Consider the following 18316-nt stretch of genomic DNA (forward strand, 5'->3'; position numbering starts at 1 on the left):
AATTTATGCGTAGAAAATAGATAAATCAAAATCGATAATAAATAGGAAAAGAAGCACTAAGATTGAAATAATAATAAGCAATCTTCGGTTTGCATTTCTATCTGAAGATTGTCGGAAATCTGCCCAGGCAGCGGTAAACTTACCTTTTAAACCTTTATTCTCGCCAACGGTGGTTCTAAATTCATCAAATTTATGCCCCATTGTAAAAGGGCTCCCGTCTCCGTCAAATTCATAATGACGCGGTTTGTAGCTGTACTTCTTGTTTTTTCTTTTGCCTATTAGTCCCATAATTGTCGTGTTTCAAAGTTACTGAAAATAGTATGTTTTCTAAAACGTTTCTGAAGCTTGTTTTAAACAATTATGATGCCGAAATCCGTTCCCATTTTTATTCTAAGGAAGGAAAGAATCATACAAACAGATTATACAGTGAAATTTACTCGAAGCCTCTTTAATTATTAGAAAATGAGAGGGAGATTAAAACTTAGAATCCTTTCGCAGTTGTGCCATTTTAATTGCAGCAATTGCGGCTTCGGTACCTTTATTGCCGTGTTTGCCACCGCTTCGTTCTATGGCTTGTTGCATATTATTATCGGTAAGCACGCAGAAAATTACGGGAATATTACCCTGTACGTTTAGGTCTTTTATACCTTGGGCAACTGCTTCACAAACGTAATCGAAGTGTTTTGTTTCCCCTTGAATTACGCTGCCAATAGCAATAACAGCATCTAGCATATCATAACTTTGGGTCATTCTTTTGCAGCCGTAAATAAGTTCGTAGCTACCAGGAACATTCCATCGCACAATATTTTCATTGATGGCGCCGCAATCTTTCAACGCGTTAAACGCACCTTGAAACATACCTTCGGTGATATCGTGGTTCCATTCAGAAACAACAATCCCAAACCGAAAATCTTTCGCGTTTGGGATTGTGTTTTTATCGTAAGCCGATAAATTTGTATTTGCTGTAGCCATTTATTTATTCATTGCCTCGGAGCGACCGGTGTATATTTCAGCCTTAGTAGCTTCGGTTGCACTTGGATATTCGTCTGCTATTTTTTTGAAATGCGCCAATGCTTTATCATTTTGGTTTAAAGCCATTGCAGCAATACCTGCTTTTAAAAGAAAACGTGGTGTTGTAAAATCGTTAGTACGCATTTTGGCAGCTTCTTCGTAATATTTTAAAGCGTCTTCATTTTGGCCCAATTGTACAAAAGCGTCGCCAATCGCGCCTTTTGCCAACGGTGCTAACATATCGTCATCGCTACTAAACTTGTCAAGTTGCGCAATTGCTTCTTGATATTTGTTTGTGTTTAAATAAGCCATTCCAGCGTAGTAATGTGCAAGATTTGCAGCATCGGTACCACCGTAATTTTCAATAATATCTAAGAAACCGTACTTACCTTCGCCACCTTGTAGTGAAAGATTGTAAAGTGAATCTTTTGCAGGTGCGGTTAGCGCTTGTTCCCAATAGCTTTGAGCTTGAAACATTTCGTTCATTGCTTCTGCTTCTTTAGGAGTTTTTATATATTGGTCGTAGGCAAAGTAACCTAAAACAGCAACAGCTACCACCACTATAAAGGCCAAAATACCTTTTTGGTTTTTTTCTACCCAAGCTTCAGTTTTTGATGCGCCCTCGTCTAGCGTGTTAAAAACTTCTGCAGTAGTACTGTTTTCTTCTAGCTGTGCATTCTTATCAGCCTTTGTTGTTGGTTTGCCTCCGCGTTTTTTGTAGGTTGCCATATTGTTACTTCTATTTATTTAAGATTCCCGCCTTCGCGGGAATGGCGCAAAAATAAAATTTTTAATGGAATTTGAAAGGATAAATATTTCTTATTTTTTAATATTCTACAAAGCTATTGTACATCGTCCCTTAGCCATTAATATTTATGAAATTAGACCGCTTAAAAAAAGTTTATAGTCAAAAGAACCTAATACTTTAAGCAAAATCACGACAAAGCGTGTATTTTTACAACTTTTTAAAATGCTTTCTAAATTGAATTTTTAATCTTTTTCGTCTTACACCATAAAGCTAAAAGTTTTATGGCATCTTTTATATGATTTTACAAAAACTATCCTTACTCAACTATAAAAATTTTGAAGCCGAAACCTTTGATTTCGACCCAAAAATAAATTGTTTTGTGGGAAATAACGGCGTTGGTAAAACCAATATTCTCGATGCAATTTACCATCTTTCTTTTGGGAAAAGTTATTTCAACCCAATTACAACCCAAAACATAAAACACGGCGAAGATTTTTTTGTGGTTGAAGGTGTTTATGAGAAAAAGGAAAATCCTGAAAAAATTGTGGTAAGCGCAAAAAAAGGACAGAAAAAAATTATTAAACGAAACGGAAAAGCCTACGATAAATTTAGCGAACACATTGGATTTTTACCATTGGTTATCATTTCGCCAGCAGATAGAGATTTAATAATTGAAGGTAGCGATACGCGCCGAAAATTTATAGACGGCGTAATTTCGCAGCGCGATTCAGATTACCTAAATACGTTACTTAACTACAATAAAGTACTTGCGCAGCGCAATTCGCTTTTGAAATATTTTGTGGCGAATAATACGTTTAGCCAAGACACAATTGATATTTACAACGAGCAGCTTCATAATTTTGGCACATCAATTTATGGGAAGCGTACAGCTTTTTTAGAAGAATTTCTACCTATTTTTTTGAATAGATACAAATCTATTAGCAGTGGCGAAGAAAGTATAAATCTAGTTTACGAAAGCCAATTGCAGGCAAACGATTTGTCAACGCTGCTTCAAAATAATCTTTCAAAAGATAGGTTTTCGCAGTACACAAACTTCGGCATACACAAAGACGATTTGGTCTTTGAAATTGATGGCCACCCAATCAAGAAATTTGGATCGCAGGGACAACAAAAATCATATCTTATTGCATTAAAATTAGCGCAATTCGATTTTATAAAAAGACATTCAAAAACAAACCCAATCTTGCTATTGGATGATATTTTTGATAAATTAGACGAAACCAGAGTGGAGCATTTAATTAGTTTGGTTGACAATGAAAATTTCGGGCAACTTTTTATCAGCGACACCCACGCAGAACGTACAGAGGAAGTAATAAAAAAAGTGCATCAAACCTATAAAATGTTTCCACTTAAAAGTTAATTGTTAATTATAAAGCTTGGCGTCTTTAAGTGCTATTTTTATCTCGCAAAGCCGCAAAGACGCTATGGCGCAAAAAAAATGTAAAAACTATGAGCTATAAATTCACATTTTTAATAATTGCAATATTCTTCCTTTCCTGCGAAAAACCAAATCCGGAAGCACAAAAACAGAACCTGAGCGGGTATTGGAAAATTAAAACCGTTAAAATGCCCGGTGGCGAAAAAAAAGAATTCAACTTAAACACGGTTGTCGATTTTATTGAAGTGAAAGGCGACAGCGGTGTGCGCACAAAGGTTTCGCCTAAGTTTGACGGCAGTTTTATAACCAATGGTGTTTCGGAAAAATTCACTTTAAAAGTTGAAGAAGACAGTTTGCGAATGTATTACAAAACTCCTTTTGACGCATGGAAGGAAACGGTTATTTCAGCAAAAGATAGCACGCTAACTGTTGTAAATAGAGATAATAAAATTTACACTTATTCAAAATTCAAGAAGTTTGATTTTGAAAACCCATCAACCAACAACTAACAACCATCAACAAAAAATGGCAAAAAGACACGCAGAAAACATATCAATTGGCGATGCTTTAAAAGAGTTTATAGGTGCAAATCGCTTAGACAAAGGTTTAGATAAAGTAAATGCCAAAGAAGCTTGGGATGCGGTTATGGGTACTGCTATTTCAAAATATACGACTGATATAAAGTTAGATAGAGAAACGTTGTACGTACAACTTTCATCTTCGGTGCTACGCGAAGAATTGAGTTATGGAAAAGAAAAAATAATCAAATTGCTAAATGAGGAGTTGGGAAAGGAATTGATTAAAAAATTGGTTTTGCGATAAATTACAAACTCATTAAAATAGTAGGCACAAAATTAATCGAGCGCCTTCAAATAAAAAAACGCCTCCCAAATGGAAGGCGTTTTCAATATTAAATATTTCGTAAATGCTTAAAACATTTCGCGACCTGCAAAATGGAAAGCGCCTTCAATAGCCGCGTTTTCATCGCTATCACTTCCGTGAACGGCATTTTCGCCAATAGAAGCTGCGTATAATTTACGGATGGTACCTTCAGCTGCATCAGCTGGGTTGGTAGCTCCAATTAATGTACGGAAATCTTCAACTGCATTTTCCTTTTCAAGAATTGCTGCAACGATTGGTCCGCGTGTCATATATTCTACCAATTCGCCGTAAAATGGGCGCTCACTATGTACTGCGTAAAATGCTTGTGCATCTTGCGTAGTCATATGGGTAAGTTTCATCGCTACGATTCTAAAACCTGAAGCGTTAATTTTTTCAAGAATGGCACCGATGTGTCCTTTTTCAACCGCATCTGGCTTTAACATTGTAAATGTTCTGTCTGTTCTCATTTTGTTTTTTAAAATTTCGGCAAAAGTAGGTATTATATATTCAACATTCAAAACTTATCTTTTTCAATTACAAAAAAACAAAAAACAACCCTTCTGCAAGTATCTAAAAACCTGTGTGTACTGGGCGCGGGAAAAGCGATTGCAGTTTCCCTGTTTCACCTTTTATAAATATATTTTAAAATTTACGTACAAAAACGCAATTGTGCGAATTCCCCCTTTGGGGGTTAGGGGGCTTTTATTGTATCTTCGCCCCCTATGAAAAAAGATACTACCCAAATTGTTGAAAAACTACTAGCTTCACCACAAGAAATTGTAATTGTAGGCCACAAAAACCCTGATGGCGACGCGGTTGGCTCATGTTTGGGACTTTCTTTTTTTCTGAAAAGTTTAGGCCACAACACTACAGTTGTTATGCCCAATGATTTTCCAGATTTCTTAAAATGGCTTCCCGGAGTTGAAGAGATAATTATCTACGAAAAAGATAGAGAAACAACTGCCGATTTAGTAAAAACAGCCAACGTGGTATTCACTTTAGATTTTAATAGTTTAGACAGAGTTGGCGAATTGCAGACCGTTTTGGAAAATACTGCTGCTAAATTTGTGATGATAGACCATCACCAACAGCCCGCAGATTACGCAGCGGCAACGTATAGCGATGTAAAAATGAGTTCCACTTCCGAAATGGTTTATCATTTTATAGACGCTTTGGGTAAAACCGAAAAACTTTCAAAAGAAATCGCCGTCAATCTCTATACGGGAATAATGACCGATACCGGATCCTTCCGATTCTCCTCCACTAGCCCAACCACCCACAGAGTTGCGGCAAAATTGATTGAAGCCGGCGCAGAAAGTGCAACTGTAAACCAAAATGTTTACGACACCAACAGTCCAGAAAGAATGAAATTGCTAGGCGTAGCTTTAAACAATCTCGTAATTTTGCCCGAATTGCACACGGCATACATAACGCTTACTCAAAAAGATTTAGACGATCACAATTTCAAAAAAGGTGACACCGAGGGATTTGTAAATTATGCGCTATCTGTAAAGGGAATAAATTTTGCAGTTATATTTATAGAGAATAAGCAAGAAAGTATTGTAAAAATTTCGTTTAGAAGTAAAGGTCATTTCTCGGTGAACGATTTTGCACGCAACCATTACAGCGGCGGAGGCCACATTAACGCTGCGGGTGGAAAAAGTTCGCAAGACCTTAACAAAACAATAAACGAATTTATTAGTATCTTGCCACGATATAAAAATGAACTCACAAATGCTTTATAAGCTGTTTTATAGTACGTTGTTTTTTGCCCTAATTATTTCTTGCAAAAGCCCCGAAGCACGGCGGCCAGTACAAAGTGCATCCGGAACTTTTATAAAGGAATCTGCAGAACGCAACAAAAAAATCTACGACGAAGAGAAAAGCTACATCGAAAAAATGATGGCCAATGACTCTACCACAGATTATATTTCATCTGAAAATGGATTTTGGTATTTCTACAATAAAAGAGACACAACCAGTACCGAAAAGCCAGATTTGGGCGATATCGTAAAATTCAGTTACAACATTAAAGACCTCAACGGCAGCATTATTCTTTCAGAAGAAGAAAACGGCGTGCAACAATACAAAGTAGACCAAAGCAATCAAGACCTAATTTCGGGTGTGCGCGAAGGCATTAAACTTATGAAGGCGGGCGAAACAGTTACCTTCCTTTTTCCTTCCTATAAAGCCTTTGGCTATTATGGAATTGAAGCAAAACTCGGCACCAACATACCGGTGCAGAGCACAATTACACTACATTCAATTGAACAATCAAACTAAAATTAATTTTTAAAAAGATGAAAAAACTAACATTTTTATTTTTACTACTTACCCTTGCATTTGCTTCCTGTCAAGAAAAATACCCTGAACTAAAGGACGGCGTTTATGCTGAATTTGTTACCAATAAAGGAACATTTGTTGCTAAACTTAAAAACGAAACTGCACCACTTACAGTTTCTAACTTTGTAGCTTTGGCCGAAGGCACAAATGGAATGGTTGACTCCCTTTACAAAGGAAAGCGTTTTTACGACGGACTTACATTCCACCGCGTTATTAAGGATTTTATGATTCAAGGTGGTGACCCAAAAGGCGACGGTACAGGCAACCCCGGCTATGCCTTTCCTGATGAACCTAACGATTCTATTCATTTTACAGAAAAAGGACTTTTAGCAATGGCAAACTCTGGCCCAGACACAAACGGTAGCCAGTTTTTTATCACGCTTAAGGAAACTCCGTGGTTAAACGGCCGTCATACTATTTTTGGCGAAATAGTATTAGGGCAGGAAGTTGTGGATTCAATAGGAAATGTGGAAACCGAAAAACCTGGCGACAAACCAAAAGAGCCGGTTATTATAGAAACGGTAAACATAATAAACAAAGGAAAAGTAAAAGTGCCTTATTTTACCGAAGAGATGGCCAAACTTGAAAAAGAAAAGAAGGAAAAAGAAGAGCGCATTACTAAAGTAGCAGCAGAACAAGCCAAGGAACTTGAGGCGTTACGGGCAAAAGCAGATTCTTTACCTTCGGGAGTAAAAATATATTTTAACGAAAAAGGAGAAGGCCCACAACCAAAAGAAGGCGACAAAATTTTGATGAACTATGCAGGTTATCTTGCAGACGGACATCTTTTTGATTCCAACATTCTATCAAATGCAGAAAAGTTTGAAATGGTTGACGAAATGCGCAAAGCTGCCGGACAATATATACCAGTACCAACAGATTACAGCACCGAAGCAAAATTGATTCCAGGCTTCCGCGAAGGTCTATTAAATATGAAGGTAGGCGATAAAACAACCATCTTTATCCCTTCACATTTGGCATACGGAAAAAGAGGAATTCCAGGTGTTATCCCTCCAGATTCTGAATTGATTTTCCAACTAGAAATTGTTGAGATTGTAGAGTAATTACAGACTTACTTATAAAGAAAAAGAGGAGCCAATTAAAAACTGGCTCCTCTTTTTTTTTATTCAGAATTGAAAAGGAATCACGAAACACGACTAAAGCGACCCACGACAAATTGTGATATATATAGTATGTTTTCAGTTTTATTCAAAAGAACAAATTTAAAAAATAGTCGAATCTGTCGTGATTCGTGCAGCGCCCGCGTGCCGCTGTAGCTTTAGCGGAGGAGCAAGCGCTCGTTTTTCATGGCTCTATTTCTTCGGAATATTCTTTAAAATTTCCAATACAAATTCCCAGTATTTTTGAGCAGAAGAAATACTTGCGCGTTCATCGGGAGAGTGTGCTCCTTTAATAGTTGGTCCGAAAGAAATCATATCCATTCCAGGATAATTCTGACCTAAAATACCACATTCCAATCCAGCGTGGCAAGCGGCTACGTTAGCTTTTTCGCCATTCATTTTTTGGTAAAGACTATCTAAAACTTTTAAAATAGCGCTGTCCATATTTGGTGCCCAACCTGGATAATCGCCAGCTAAATTTACATCGTACCCTGCAAGTTCAAAAGTAGATGTAAGCGCATTTGCCAAGGCGTCTTTTGAAGATTCTACCGAGCTTCGAGTTAAACATTCAACTTTAATAGTTCCGTTTACAACCGAAACTTTTGCAATGTTATTTGAAGTTTCAACCAAATCTTCAATATCTGGGCTCATTCGGTAAACACCATTGTGAGCAGCATTCAGTGCATTTAAAAAATTAGTTTGATCTGCCGCTGCCATAGTTTTCGCATTGGCCTCACTACTTTTTTCAGCAGTAATAGTCAAGTTTTCTTCCAAAGATTTGTATTCCGTAAGAATATCGTTTTTTATCTTTTCAAAAGCTGAGTTAAACTTTTCTTCCGAAGTAACTACAACTTGCGCCACGCTTTCTCTCGGGATTGCGTTGCGAAGACTTCCGCCTTCCAGTTTTGTTAATTGCATAAAATCGTTTGTAGCAAAAAGCACTCGGTTCATTAGCTTATTCGCATTCCCCAAACCTTTAATGATGTCCATTCCGCTATGGCCGCCGTTTAGTCCTTTCACTTTAATGGTGAAAGCAACAGCATTTTGCGGAGCGTTTATTTCAGAATATGTCCCAGTTGCGGTAATATCTACGCCACCAGCACAGCCTACGCCTATTTCATCATCTTCTTCGGTGTCGAGGTTTAAAAGAATATCGCCTTTCAGCAAACCGCCTTTTAAGCCTTTGGCACCCGTCATTCCTGTTTCTTCGTCAATTGTAAAAAGTGCTTCAATTGCTGGGTGTTCAATTTTGTTGCTTTCAAGAATTGCCATAATGGTTGCAACTCCCAAACCGTTGTCGGCTCCAAGCGTAGTGCCTTTTGCACGAACCCAGTCACCATCAATGTACATTTCAATTCCTTGCGTATCAAAATTGAAATCGGTGTCGTTATTTTTTTGATGAACCATATCTAAATGGCTTTGTAAAACAACCATTTTTCTATCTTCCAAACCTTTGGTAGCAGGCTTGCGGATTATCACGTTACCCACTTCGTCTTCAATAGTTTCTAAACCAAGATTCTTTCCGAAATCTTTCATAAACGCAATTACACGTTCCTCCTTTTTTGAAGGGCGTGGCACGGCGTTTAGGTCTGCAAATTTGTTCCAAAGGGCTTTGGGCTTAAGGTTTCTTATTTCTTCGTTCATATTGTTTTTCCCGCGAAGGCGGAAATCTTTTTAAGGTTAAACAAAATTTTCAGTAAAACATTTTTTACCACGAATTCTCGAATAATTGAGTTTATAAAATGACGTATTTCTAAGAAATGCATATTTCTGAAATATTATATAGAAATATTTTCGTGTATTCGTGGTTATATTTCCGCAAATTTACGGTTTTGTGATCGCTATAAAAATTATGTAGTGAAAGAATTCCTTCGTAAGTTTGGATTATGCAAAAACGAACCTCAGCATTCCTCGCTATATTTCTATTTGTGCAGATAATTGCACTTCAAGTTTTAAAACAATTCCCGGAGTTCGTTGAAAAATATTACAGTCTCGGCATCTATCCGTGGATTTCAAAAATATCGCGTTACATTTTTGGGTGGGTTCCATTTTCAGTTGGCGATCTGTTTTATTTGCTCATAATTATAGTTGCCATTCGTTGGCTTTATAAAAATGCGAAAAGGCTTAAAAACGATACTGTCCACTTTTTTATGGATATTCTGGCAGCCGTTTCGGTAGTATATTTAATGTTTCACGTGCTTTGGGGATTTAATTATTACCGATTGCCTCTTCACAAATCGCTACATTTAGAGAGCGATTACACTACAGAGCAACTAGTAAACACAACCCAACGTTTTATTGAAAAAAGCAACGCGATGCACCGCGAGCTGGGGTATGCCGATAGTGTAAAAATAGATTTGCCTTATACGCAGAAGGAAATTTTCAAAAAAACTTTAAACGGCTACCAAAATTTGGAAAAGGAGTTTCCAAAGCTCGCCATTTCGCCGCGAAGTCTTAAAAAGAGCGGTTGGAGTTTAGGACTTACAATTATGGGTTACAGCGGCTATTTAAATCCTTTTTCGGGCGAAGCGCAAGTAAACAACTTGATTACAACTTATAAGTTTCCAGTAGTTGCTTGTCACGAAGAAGCGCACCAAATAGGTTTTGCCGCTGAAAACGAAGCTAATTTTATTGCTACGCTTTCCACACTGCACAACGACGATCTGTATATTCAATATGCGGGATATATTTTTACACTGCGATATTTAATCAATGAAATTGCACGAAGAGACGAGCCAAAATACTTCGAGCTTTTAACCACCATAAACCCTGGGATTTTGGAAAGCTATAAAGAAATGCGCGATTTTTGGGAAAGCTATCAAAATCCATTGGAGGATTTTTCAAAAATATTTTGGGACAACTTTTTAAAAGCAAACAACCAAAGCCGCGGCATCATGAGTTATGATTATATGGTGGCTTTGGTTGTAAATTATTTTGAAGATAGAACGCTTTGAAATCGATCCCGATGGGTTTCTGGACGAAACTGAAATCGAAAAACGGACATTTCACCCCTACTTCACATATTGCGCTTCATCGGGTTTCGCGAAAACAGAAGCATCGAGCATCGTTTCGGTGGCGGTTACTTTATCAAATTTTATATCCATCTTTTTTCCTTTTGGTTTGCCGTTTTCAACATTGTACCAAACCAATTTTTCAGGCAGTAAAAGTCCGTTTACTTCTTGCCATTTGTCGTATTTTATATAGTGCCAGTCGTCGCTTTTCTTTTGATCCTTAAACGTAACAGTATATGCCAACCATTCCATTTTATTGGTTGTGGGGTCGAAATATAAAATGTATTCATCTTCCGGTGAATCGCCCACGTTATCGTTATACGAAATTTTAACTCCGTTGTACATTTCACCGTCCAATTCAGTAGGTTCTACAGCGGTATAATTGGTGCCCGGATCAGAAATTATAAAAGGCATTGCATAAAAATAGAACATCAAATTATGGTAAAAAACGGGGTTGCCTTCATAACCTAAATCGTGTCTTAAAAGCCAAACACCATTTGCGTCGTTACCAATGGACCAATCTTTAGATTCTATTTTGTTTTGTCTATTTGGCAGTGAAATTGTGTGAACTTCGTCACCATTTTTCCCTTTCATTTCAAAACAAAGGTTATTCATTTGCTTCCAGTGGTCTAATCCGCCGTGTGCCGTAAATACACTTTGAAGTTGTGTTGGAAAGGTTTTTGGAGTATTCACACTTGCATCCCTCGCTTCGCCAGCAGGGGCTTCAACTCCGGTGGTGTCTAATTCTGTTCCTTCAACCCGCGGGTCTTCGCCGCTAGTTTTTTGATCGTTTTTACACGCCCAAAGTGAAAGGACTAGTGTAAATAATAAAATTAGTTTTTTCATAATGGTTGGTTTCTTAATCATTAAATGTAAAAAAGCTACCCGTGCTGGGGAAGCTTTTTAGAAATGTTTATGATTAATAGACGTGAGACTTGAGATATGAGATTTTAGACTAGCACGATTAGTGCTTTATAATTTTCTTCACTATTGAATTTTCTTCGGAAGAAATCTTCACGAAATACACGCCGTTTTCCAAAGAAGAAATATCCATTGTTAACTTTCCGTTTTGCGGTAGCATTTTTTCAGAAAATAATAGTTTCCCTTGAATGTCATACACTGAAATAGTTGTTTCCAAAATTAATTGTGAAGACCGAACGGTAAAGCTTTCCGAAGTTGGGTTCGGATAAATTTCTAAGTTTTCAAAACCGAAAGAATTTACAGAGAGGAACACTTCGTCATCCAAGAAATCTGGAATACCGTTGCCATTTGTGTCGTCGTCAAGTGGCGTGCCGTTGTTGTTATAATCCTCATCAATCGTTAAAGTGCCATCGCCGTCATCGTCATTGTCTAAATAATTTTCTACACCGTCGCCATCGGTATCAATATAAATATACGATGGGGCAACGCCTGCGCCAATTCCTGTTGTTTCAATTAAAGTAAGCACTGAATCGCCATCGTCATCGTTGTCTAAATAATTCGGGATTCCGTCGCCATCGGTGTCGTCATCGTTTAGGTTGCCGTTGCCGTTTATGTCTTCATCTTCATTTGCTATGCCATCGCCGTCTGCATCTGGGGTTAGTTCATCTGTAGCGATTTCAAAAGAAGTAACCACAGCGCAGTCAGTATTCACATTTTCAACACGAACGTAAATAGTTTGTGGGTTTGAAATGTTATAATATGCTGTAGGAGGTATTATAATAAGTACATTATTTAGAGCATCTGCTTCCGTTTCGTGGAAAGAAACCACAAAATCTGAAGGATTTAAACCCGCCAACATTACGGGAATATTCACCGTAAGATCAAAAATCGCGAACCCGTCGCCATCGCCTTCATTTATAAATAGGTTATTGGGTTGGGTTATTGGGGGGATTTCGTTTACTAATAATTCGAGTTCAACAATTGTGTAACATCCCGTTGAGGAATCTTCAACTCGCACATAAACAGTTTGTGAATATGGAACGATATTTTCATAAGGACTAGGAAGTGGGAATGTTCCATTGTGTGCATCAATTTCGGTTTCATGATAAGTAATATTTATATTTTGTTGACCGTTACCAATTTCGGCATCTTTTACAGTCAGATCGAAAATACCAAAGCCATCATTGTCATCATCACAAACTAGAAGTGGATCAGGGTTTTGATTGGGGTTAGGGTTTGGCAATACACTTAAAGTAAGCGTAACAAGGGTTTTACAACCATTGGCAAAAGCGACTCTACCAATTACGGTTTGTGGAGTCGCAATATTCTGATATGCGGAAGGATTTGGAATAGGAATATTCGCTGCTTCATCGGCAGCGTTCATAAACCATGTTACTGTTAGGCTTGGATCGCCATTTGTAACTTCATTGTGGATACTGGTAAGATCGAAGGTAGAAATTTCATCGGTTGGAGTACTTCCACCTATTTCATCATCGCATAACATCATTTCAAAAGGGCCTAGGTTTGGGGGTGTTGGGTCTATAATTAATTCAAAATTAGTTGTATCAAAATCGCCAGTTCCTAATTCCTGTAGTCTCGCATAAATTGTTTCAACGGGAGCAATAGCAACGTAGTTTGACGGATTTGCTATCGGATTTATTGCAGCATCCGCATCAGATTGGCTTAAGTGATACGTAAGTTGAAAATCCGAGGGATTTTGGATACCAATAATAATAGCATCGTTTACCGTTAAATCAAACATTTCTGCTCCATCATTATTTATATCGCAGGCAAATAAATCTGGAGCCGGATTTGCCACAACTTGGGCAGATAACGAAATTGAAGTTATAAGCAAGCTTATTAAAAGTACTAACCTCATCATACGTAATATTTTTCCCGCAAGATATAAAAACATTTTAAAACGTTAAGAAAGTTTTAACATTGAAAACAGGAAGTTCAATTCAGCAAAGAATTGTTATATATCCTGAAATAGAAAGCAAAATCCTCCGCAATAAATAATTTTCAGTAGCGTATCTTTGCGCAATGCACAAGAACATCACAAGTTTTCATAATCCGCTGATAAAACAAATTGTTTTATTACAGGAAAAATCGCGCGAACGCCGGAAAACAAATCTTTTTATTATTGAAGGGTTTCGTGAAATTTCACTGGCAATAAAAGGTGGCTATCTTTTGAAAACCCTACTTTTCTGTTCCGAAATCATTTCCGAAGAAGAAATTTTCACATTGAAGGAATCCGCCAACAGCGAAGCAGAATTCATTGAAATTACTTCAGAAATCTACGAAAAAATCGCCTATCGTGGCTCTACAGAAGGCGTTTTGGCTATAGCACATTCGAAAGATTTAAATCTTTCAAACTTGGTCATTTCGACAGAGTCTAGGCAGAGCGTAGCCGAAGCCCTCAATGACCGGTCCCTGAGCGGAGCCGAAGAGCCGTTAATTTTAATAGCCGAAGCACCCGAAAAACCAGGGAACATTGGCGCGCTTCTTCGCACCGCAGATGCCGCAAATGTAGATGCGGTAATTATTGCCAACCCGAAAACAGATATGTACAATCCAAACATCATCCGCAGTAGTGTGGGTTGTTTGTTTACAAATAGAATTGCCACGGGAAGTACTTCGGAGATAATTGCGTTTTTGAAAGCAAACAATGTCAATATTTATTGTGCTGCTTTGGAAGCTTCGGTGCCTTACCACACTTGTAATTTCAAAGAAAGTACGGCGATTGTAGTTGGAACTGAAGCCACCGGTCTTTCCAAAGAATGGCTAGAAAACAGCACCCAAAATATCATCATCCCAATGGAAGGCGAAATTGACAGTATGAATGTTTCAGTGGCCGCGGGAATCCTTATATTTGAGGCGAAAAGACAACGAACAGCCCTCTAATTTCTAAAAAGAAAACTGCTCTAGCTTTTAAAAAAGAAATTGAAATTTTAACCTTGATTCTTTCCCCTTGACACCAGAAACCCTTTTCCTCATAATAATCGCAATTCTGCTTATCAGTTTTGTGATAGATCAAGTGTTAGATTTTCTAAATTCCCAACATTTTGGAGATCCGCTTCCCGCAGAATTGCAGGATGTTTTTGATGAGGAAGAATACAAAAAATCGCAGCGGTATAAAAAAGAGCGCTATAAATTTGGGGTTCTCACTTCGGCTGTATCACTTGTTGCTACCCTCCTATTTTTCTTTTTTGACGGCTTTGCTTTTGTGGATGAATTAGCGCGATCAATCTCCAGCAACGAAATAGTAATCGCTTTGCTCTTCTTCGGAATAATAATGATTGCCAGCGATATTTTAAGCACTCCCTTCAGTTACTACAGCACTTTTGTAATTGAAGAAAAATACGGGTTTAACAAAACTACGCGCAAAACTTTTTTCCTCGATAAACTGAAAGGTTGGCTGATGGGCGCGGTTATTGGCGGGCTTCTTTTGGGCGCCATTATTTGGTTTTATCAGAGCACAGGCGCGAATTTTTGGCTTTATGCTTGGGGCATCGTTACGGTTTTTACCGTATTGATGAATTTGTTTTATGCACGTTTTATCGTTCCCTTATTCAACAAACAAACCCCGCTTGAAGAAGGTTCGCTGCGTTCACAAATAGAAACGTATGCCACGAAAGTAGGTTTTACCCTCGACAAAATTTTTGTAATAGACGGCAGTAAACGCAGTACAAAAGCAAATGCCTATTTTTCTGGCTTTGGAAGTGAAAAACGCGTTACACTTTACGACACTTTAATAAAAGATTTAAACGAAGAAGAAATAGTTGCCGTCCTCGCGCACGAAGTGGGCCATTACAAACGCAACCATATTATCATCAACCTTTTTGCAGCCATTATTACTACTGGTTTTACCCTGTGGTTGTTGTCGTTATTTATAGGAAATCCGTTATTATCCGAAGCTTTAAATGTTTCAAAACCCTCTTTTCATATTGGGCTAATAGCTTTCGGCGTACTATACAGTCCCATTTCTGGGATTACTAATTTTATAATGAATTTTTTAAGCAGAAAGTTTGAATACCAAGCAGACAATTTCGCAAAACACACTTATGCCGCGCGTCCATTGATTTCGGGATTAAAAAAACTATCAAAAAACAGTCTCAGCAATCTCACCCCACATCCCTTGTATGTATTTGTGCATTACTCGCACCCTACGCTGTTGCAACGGTTCAGAAATTTGAAGAAATAAACTACCTATGCAGAGGCCTCAACGCGGTGGTTTCCTTAAAAAACAGTAGGGCATCATACCGCATCGGTACAATAGTGGGCACAAACTGCCGTCTGTCAAATTGAGGGTTGTACACCACCCCTATTGCTCTATGGCCCATTACTTCCAAGTTTTCCTCTTGACGATCGGCTTCATCAAAAATAAAATAACAGGCATCCATTCCAGTTTTTTTTAGTTTGGTTTCAACACTATTTCGAATGGCGTTAGGAATGGTCATTTCTTCCATTCTGGCACCCCATCTGGAACCCGCCATAACTTTACCTTTATAACTGGCAAAACCAATTAGAAAAACATTCTCCTTCCCTAAACTTTCCCGCTTGAGTTGTCCGATATTTTTTTCACCAGTATTTCGCATGCTGGTAAACGAGGCATCGCCAATATGTGTGTTGTGTGCCCAAACCACTCCTTTTGAATTTTCACCGTAAAGTGTAAGTAAGTCTCCCACTGTTTCCCGCATATGAAAAACCCTGGAATTCCAAGAAACTGCATCTTTTGAGGCCACACTTTCACGATAAAATTCCTCGGCATTATGTACCACAATTGCATTCTGAAGTAAATAAAAATAAGTGTCGTCCGGAAGCGCTTTTAAAGCCTCGCGATTGCTTCTTATATAGTCAACCACTCGTTTTGTAGCTGCGGCACAATCTTCTTTTCCGCCTTTTACCGCGTGGGCGTATTGCCAACTTTCACCTTTGTGTGGATTAAAACAATTGTATTGCTGCTTGGCGAAGTTAAAACTTGATTCATCCGTTTTTTTAAGTACCTCCAAAACCATTTCTTTGGAATGCCATTCATCGTAAACATCCATCCCGTAAAACCCAACTTTCTTATCCTGTGGCAAAGAATCGTTGTGTTTTCGTAACCATTCGGCAAGGGCTACAACTTCTTCGTTCGCCCACATCCAAGTGGGCCAACGGTTTAGTTTCATTAAAACTTCGCGTGCTGACTTTCCAGCGCCTTCAACATTTTTTACATATTGGTTTAGATTGTAAAGACTAGCGAAGTCACCTTCCACAGCAATAAAATTAAAGTTGTGTTCCGTTATAAGTCGTCTGCTTATAATATCTCGCCACACATAATATTCGTGAGTGCCGTGACTGGCTTCTCCCAGCAAGACTAACTTTTTATCGCCCGCAGCAGCAATCAGTGGGTCTAAACTGGAAGCGTTCACGAGCAATTTTGCCTTTTCCGTGAAATTTTGAGCAGATGCCATCATAAGTGAAAAAATCATTAAAAGTGTTGCACGCAACTTCATAAATTGACGTATTAATGGATAATTTCAATATAAGAAGAATTAGCGACATGTTCCAACAAAGCCATCGCGTTTAAAGCTGAAAAATAGTCCGTAAAAATATAAATTGAATTACCTTTAAAAGTAAATTCAAAGAAATTGAAACCCATCACCCGCACCGTATGGATTCTGTCGCTCGTCAGTCTATTTACAGATATGGCCAGCGAAATGCTTTATCCAATCATCCCCATCTATTTAAAAAGTATCGGGTTTTCAATTTTGTTGATTGGAATTTTGGAAGGTTTGGTAGAAGCCGTAGCGGGACTGAGCAAAGGCTATTTTGGACAGTTGAGCGACAGCAAAGCCAAGCGCGCGCCATTCGTACAATTGGGGTATTCGCTTAGCGCCATTTCAAAGCCAATGATGGCGTTTTTTGTTTATCCAATCTACATATTTTTTGTCCGCACAATTGATCGACTCGGAAAAGGAATCCGTACCGGGGCGCGCGATGCAATGCTTTCGGCCGAAACAACAAAAGCTAACAAGGGAAAAGTTTTTGGCTTCCATCGCTCTATGGATACGTTTGGTGCCGTTTTGGGTCCCGCCCTCGCGCTAATCTATTTATATTATTATCCGGCAGATTATATCAACCTTTTTTACATTGCTTTTATTCCCGGAGTTTTGGCGGTTGTGGCGTCGCTTCTCTTGAAAGACAAAAAAGTTGAAATCGTCGCTGAAAAGAAAAAGCTATCCTTCTTCTCGTTCCTTAATTATTGGAAACAAAGTTCTTCGGAATACCGAAAAGTAGTTCTCGGATTATTATTCTTCGCACTTTTCAATAGCAGCGATGTGTTTCTTCTTTTAAAAGCGAAAGACGCCGGACTGGATGACACTTGGGTAATTGGCATTTACATTTTCTACAATTTAATTTACGCCCTCACTGCATTCCCTTTGGGAAGTTTCGCTGATAAAATTGGGTTGAAAAAAATGTTTGTTTTCGGATTAATAATCTTCAGTTTGGTTTACTTCGGAATGAGTTTAACAACAAATCTATACGCCATTATCGCCCTCTTTTTCGGCTATGGAATTTACGCAGCCGCAACCGAAGGTATTTCAAAAGCGTGGATTACTAATATTTCCAAAGAAAAAGACACCGCGACGGCCGTGGGCACATATTCCGCATTTCAAAGTATAATCGCAATGATTGCGAGTGTTATGGCTGGTTTGTTGTGGTTTTATTTTGGAGCGAATGTTACGTTTTTTGTATCTGCCTTTGCAACATTGCTGGTTGTACTTTATTTTCTGGGGAATGTTTCATCGGCTAAAAAAAACAGACGCTAGTATAAAACAAGGTTTTGGAAACCTTGCAGGTTCAAAAAAACGGCAACCATTTCTAAAAAACAATA

Annotated in this window: 18 protein-coding genes; 10 read left to right on the top strand and 8 right to left on the bottom strand. The window is 38.2% G+C overall.

Going from position 1 to position 18316, the window contains the following annotated elements:
- Positions 1 to 3: 3 nt before the first annotated feature.
- The 3 genes from K8089_RS02655 to K8089_RS02665 form a co-directional block, all read right to left on the bottom strand.
- Positions 4 to 288 (bottom strand): riboflavin synthase subunit beta, encoded by a 285-nt coding sequence (locus tag K8089_RS02655; protein ID WP_237601725.1) that lies wholly within the window; start codon positions 286 to 288, stop codon positions 4 to 6.
- Positions 289 to 474: 186 nt separating this feature from the next.
- Positions 475 to 972 (bottom strand): 6,7-dimethyl-8-ribityllumazine synthase, encoded by a 498-nt coding sequence (gene ribH / locus K8089_RS02660; protein ID WP_237601726.1) that lies wholly within the window; start codon positions 970 to 972, stop codon positions 475 to 477.
- Complete coding sequence (locus K8089_RS02665; RefSeq protein WP_237601727.1) at positions 973 to 1740, bottom strand: tetratricopeptide repeat protein; 768 nt, start codon at positions 1738 to 1740, stop codon at positions 973 to 975.
- A gap of 314 nt (positions 1741 to 2054) precedes the next feature.
- On the opposite strand from K8089_RS02665, the gene recF reads away from it, so the two are divergent.
- The 3 genes from recF to K8089_RS02680 all read left to right on the top strand — a co-directional run bounded on the left by recF (position 2055) and on the right by K8089_RS02680 (position 3980).
- Entirely contained in the window at positions 2055 to 3140 is a 1086-nt protein-coding gene (gene recF, locus K8089_RS02670; RefSeq protein ID WP_237601728.1) for a DNA replication/repair protein RecF, read from the top strand.
- A gap of 89 nt (positions 3141 to 3229) precedes the next feature.
- Positions 3230 to 3667, top strand: coding sequence for a lipocalin family protein (locus K8089_RS02675; protein ID WP_237601729.1), 438 nt, complete (start codon positions 3230 to 3232; stop codon positions 3665 to 3667).
- Positions 3668 to 3683: 16 nt separating this feature from the next.
- Entirely contained in the window at positions 3684 to 3980 is a 297-nt protein-coding gene (locus K8089_RS02680; protein ID WP_237601730.1) for a DUF721 domain-containing protein, read from the top strand.
- A gap of 107 nt (positions 3981 to 4087) precedes the next feature.
- Here K8089_RS02680 and K8089_RS02685 read toward each other — a convergent pair whose 3' ends face one another.
- Positions 4088 to 4507, bottom strand: a complete 420-nt coding sequence (locus K8089_RS02685) for a nucleoside-diphosphate kinase (protein WP_062620831.1) — start codon at positions 4505 to 4507, stop codon at positions 4088 to 4090.
- Between the two features lie 255 nt (positions 4508 to 4762).
- Between K8089_RS02685 and K8089_RS02690 the strand changes: the two genes are divergently transcribed.
- Genes K8089_RS02690 through K8089_RS02700 form a run of 3 tightly spaced genes read left to right on the top strand, consistent with a single transcriptional unit; the run spans position 4763 to position 7447 of the window.
- A complete protein-coding gene (locus tag K8089_RS02690) occupies positions 4763 to 5785 on the top strand; it encodes a DHH family phosphoesterase (RefSeq protein ID WP_237601731.1) in 1023 nt (340 codons plus the stop codon).
- The gene (gene gldI, locus K8089_RS02695) at positions 5775 to 6323 is read left to right on the top strand and encodes a gliding motility-associated peptidyl-prolyl isomerase GldI (protein WP_237601732.1); all 549 of its coding nucleotides are present in this window, start codon (positions 5775 to 5777) and stop codon (positions 6321 to 6323) included. The genes K8089_RS02690 and gldI overlap by 11 nt, the downstream gene beginning before the upstream one ends.
- Positions 6324 to 6340: 17 nt before the next feature.
- Positions 6341 to 7447 carry a peptidylprolyl isomerase gene (locus K8089_RS02700; RefSeq protein WP_237601733.1) on the top strand — a complete coding sequence of 369 codons (1107 nt, stop codon included), beginning with the start codon at positions 6341 to 6343 and terminating at the stop codon, positions 7445 to 7447.
- A gap of 249 nt (positions 7448 to 7696) precedes the next feature.
- Here the strand turns inward: K8089_RS02700 and K8089_RS02705 are convergent, their stop codons facing one another.
- Positions 7697 to 9148, bottom strand: a complete 1452-nt coding sequence (locus tag K8089_RS02705; RefSeq protein WP_237601734.1) for an aminoacyl-histidine dipeptidase — start codon at positions 9146 to 9148, stop codon at positions 7697 to 7699.
- Between the two features lie 242 nt (positions 9149 to 9390).
- Here K8089_RS02705 and K8089_RS02710 point away from each other — a divergent pair, with 242 nt between their 5' ends.
- The gene (locus K8089_RS02710; protein ID WP_237601735.1) at positions 9391 to 10458 is read left to right on the top strand and encodes a DUF3810 domain-containing protein; all 1068 of its coding nucleotides are present in this window, start codon (positions 9391 to 9393) and stop codon (positions 10456 to 10458) included.
- A 57-nt stretch (positions 10459 to 10515) separates the two neighbouring features.
- Here K8089_RS02710 and K8089_RS02715 read toward each other — a convergent pair whose 3' ends face one another.
- Positions 10516 to 11361, bottom strand: a complete 846-nt coding sequence (locus tag K8089_RS02715) for an ELL-associated factor (protein ID WP_237601736.1) — start codon at positions 11359 to 11361, stop codon at positions 10516 to 10518.
- 118 nt (positions 11362 to 11479) lie between these two features.
- The gene (locus K8089_RS02720) at positions 11480 to 13318 is read right to left on the bottom strand and encodes a T9SS type A sorting domain-containing protein (RefSeq protein WP_237601737.1); all 1839 of its coding nucleotides are present in this window, start codon (positions 13316 to 13318) and stop codon (positions 11480 to 11482) included.
- 161 nt (positions 13319 to 13479) lie between these two features.
- Between K8089_RS02720 and K8089_RS02725 the strand changes: the two genes are divergently transcribed.
- Positions 13480 to 14340, top strand: a complete 861-nt coding sequence (locus K8089_RS02725; RefSeq protein ID WP_237601738.1) for a TrmH family RNA methyltransferase — start codon at positions 13480 to 13482, stop codon at positions 14338 to 14340.
- A gap of 67 nt (positions 14341 to 14407) precedes the next feature.
- Positions 14408 to 15640 (top strand): M48 family metallopeptidase, encoded by a 1233-nt coding sequence (locus tag K8089_RS02730; RefSeq protein ID WP_237601739.1) that lies wholly within the window; start codon positions 14408 to 14410, stop codon positions 15638 to 15640.
- Between the two features lies 1 nt (position 15641).
- Here the strand turns inward: K8089_RS02730 and K8089_RS02735 are convergent, their stop codons facing one another.
- Positions 15642 to 16934, bottom strand: coding sequence for an erythromycin esterase family protein (locus tag K8089_RS02735; RefSeq protein ID WP_237601740.1), 1293 nt, complete (start codon positions 16932 to 16934; stop codon positions 15642 to 15644).
- 135 nt (positions 16935 to 17069) lie between these two features.
- Here K8089_RS02735 and K8089_RS02740 point away from each other — a divergent pair, with 135 nt between their 5' ends.
- Complete coding sequence (locus K8089_RS02740; RefSeq protein ID WP_237601741.1) at positions 17070 to 18251, top strand: MFS transporter; 1182 nt, start codon at positions 17070 to 17072, stop codon at positions 18249 to 18251.
- Positions 18252 to 18316: the final 65 nt, after the last annotated feature.

The organism is Aequorivita vitellina (assembly GCF_022008365.1).
GTDB lineage: Bacteria > Bacteroidota > Bacteroidia > Flavobacteriales > Flavobacteriaceae > Aequorivita > Aequorivita vitellina.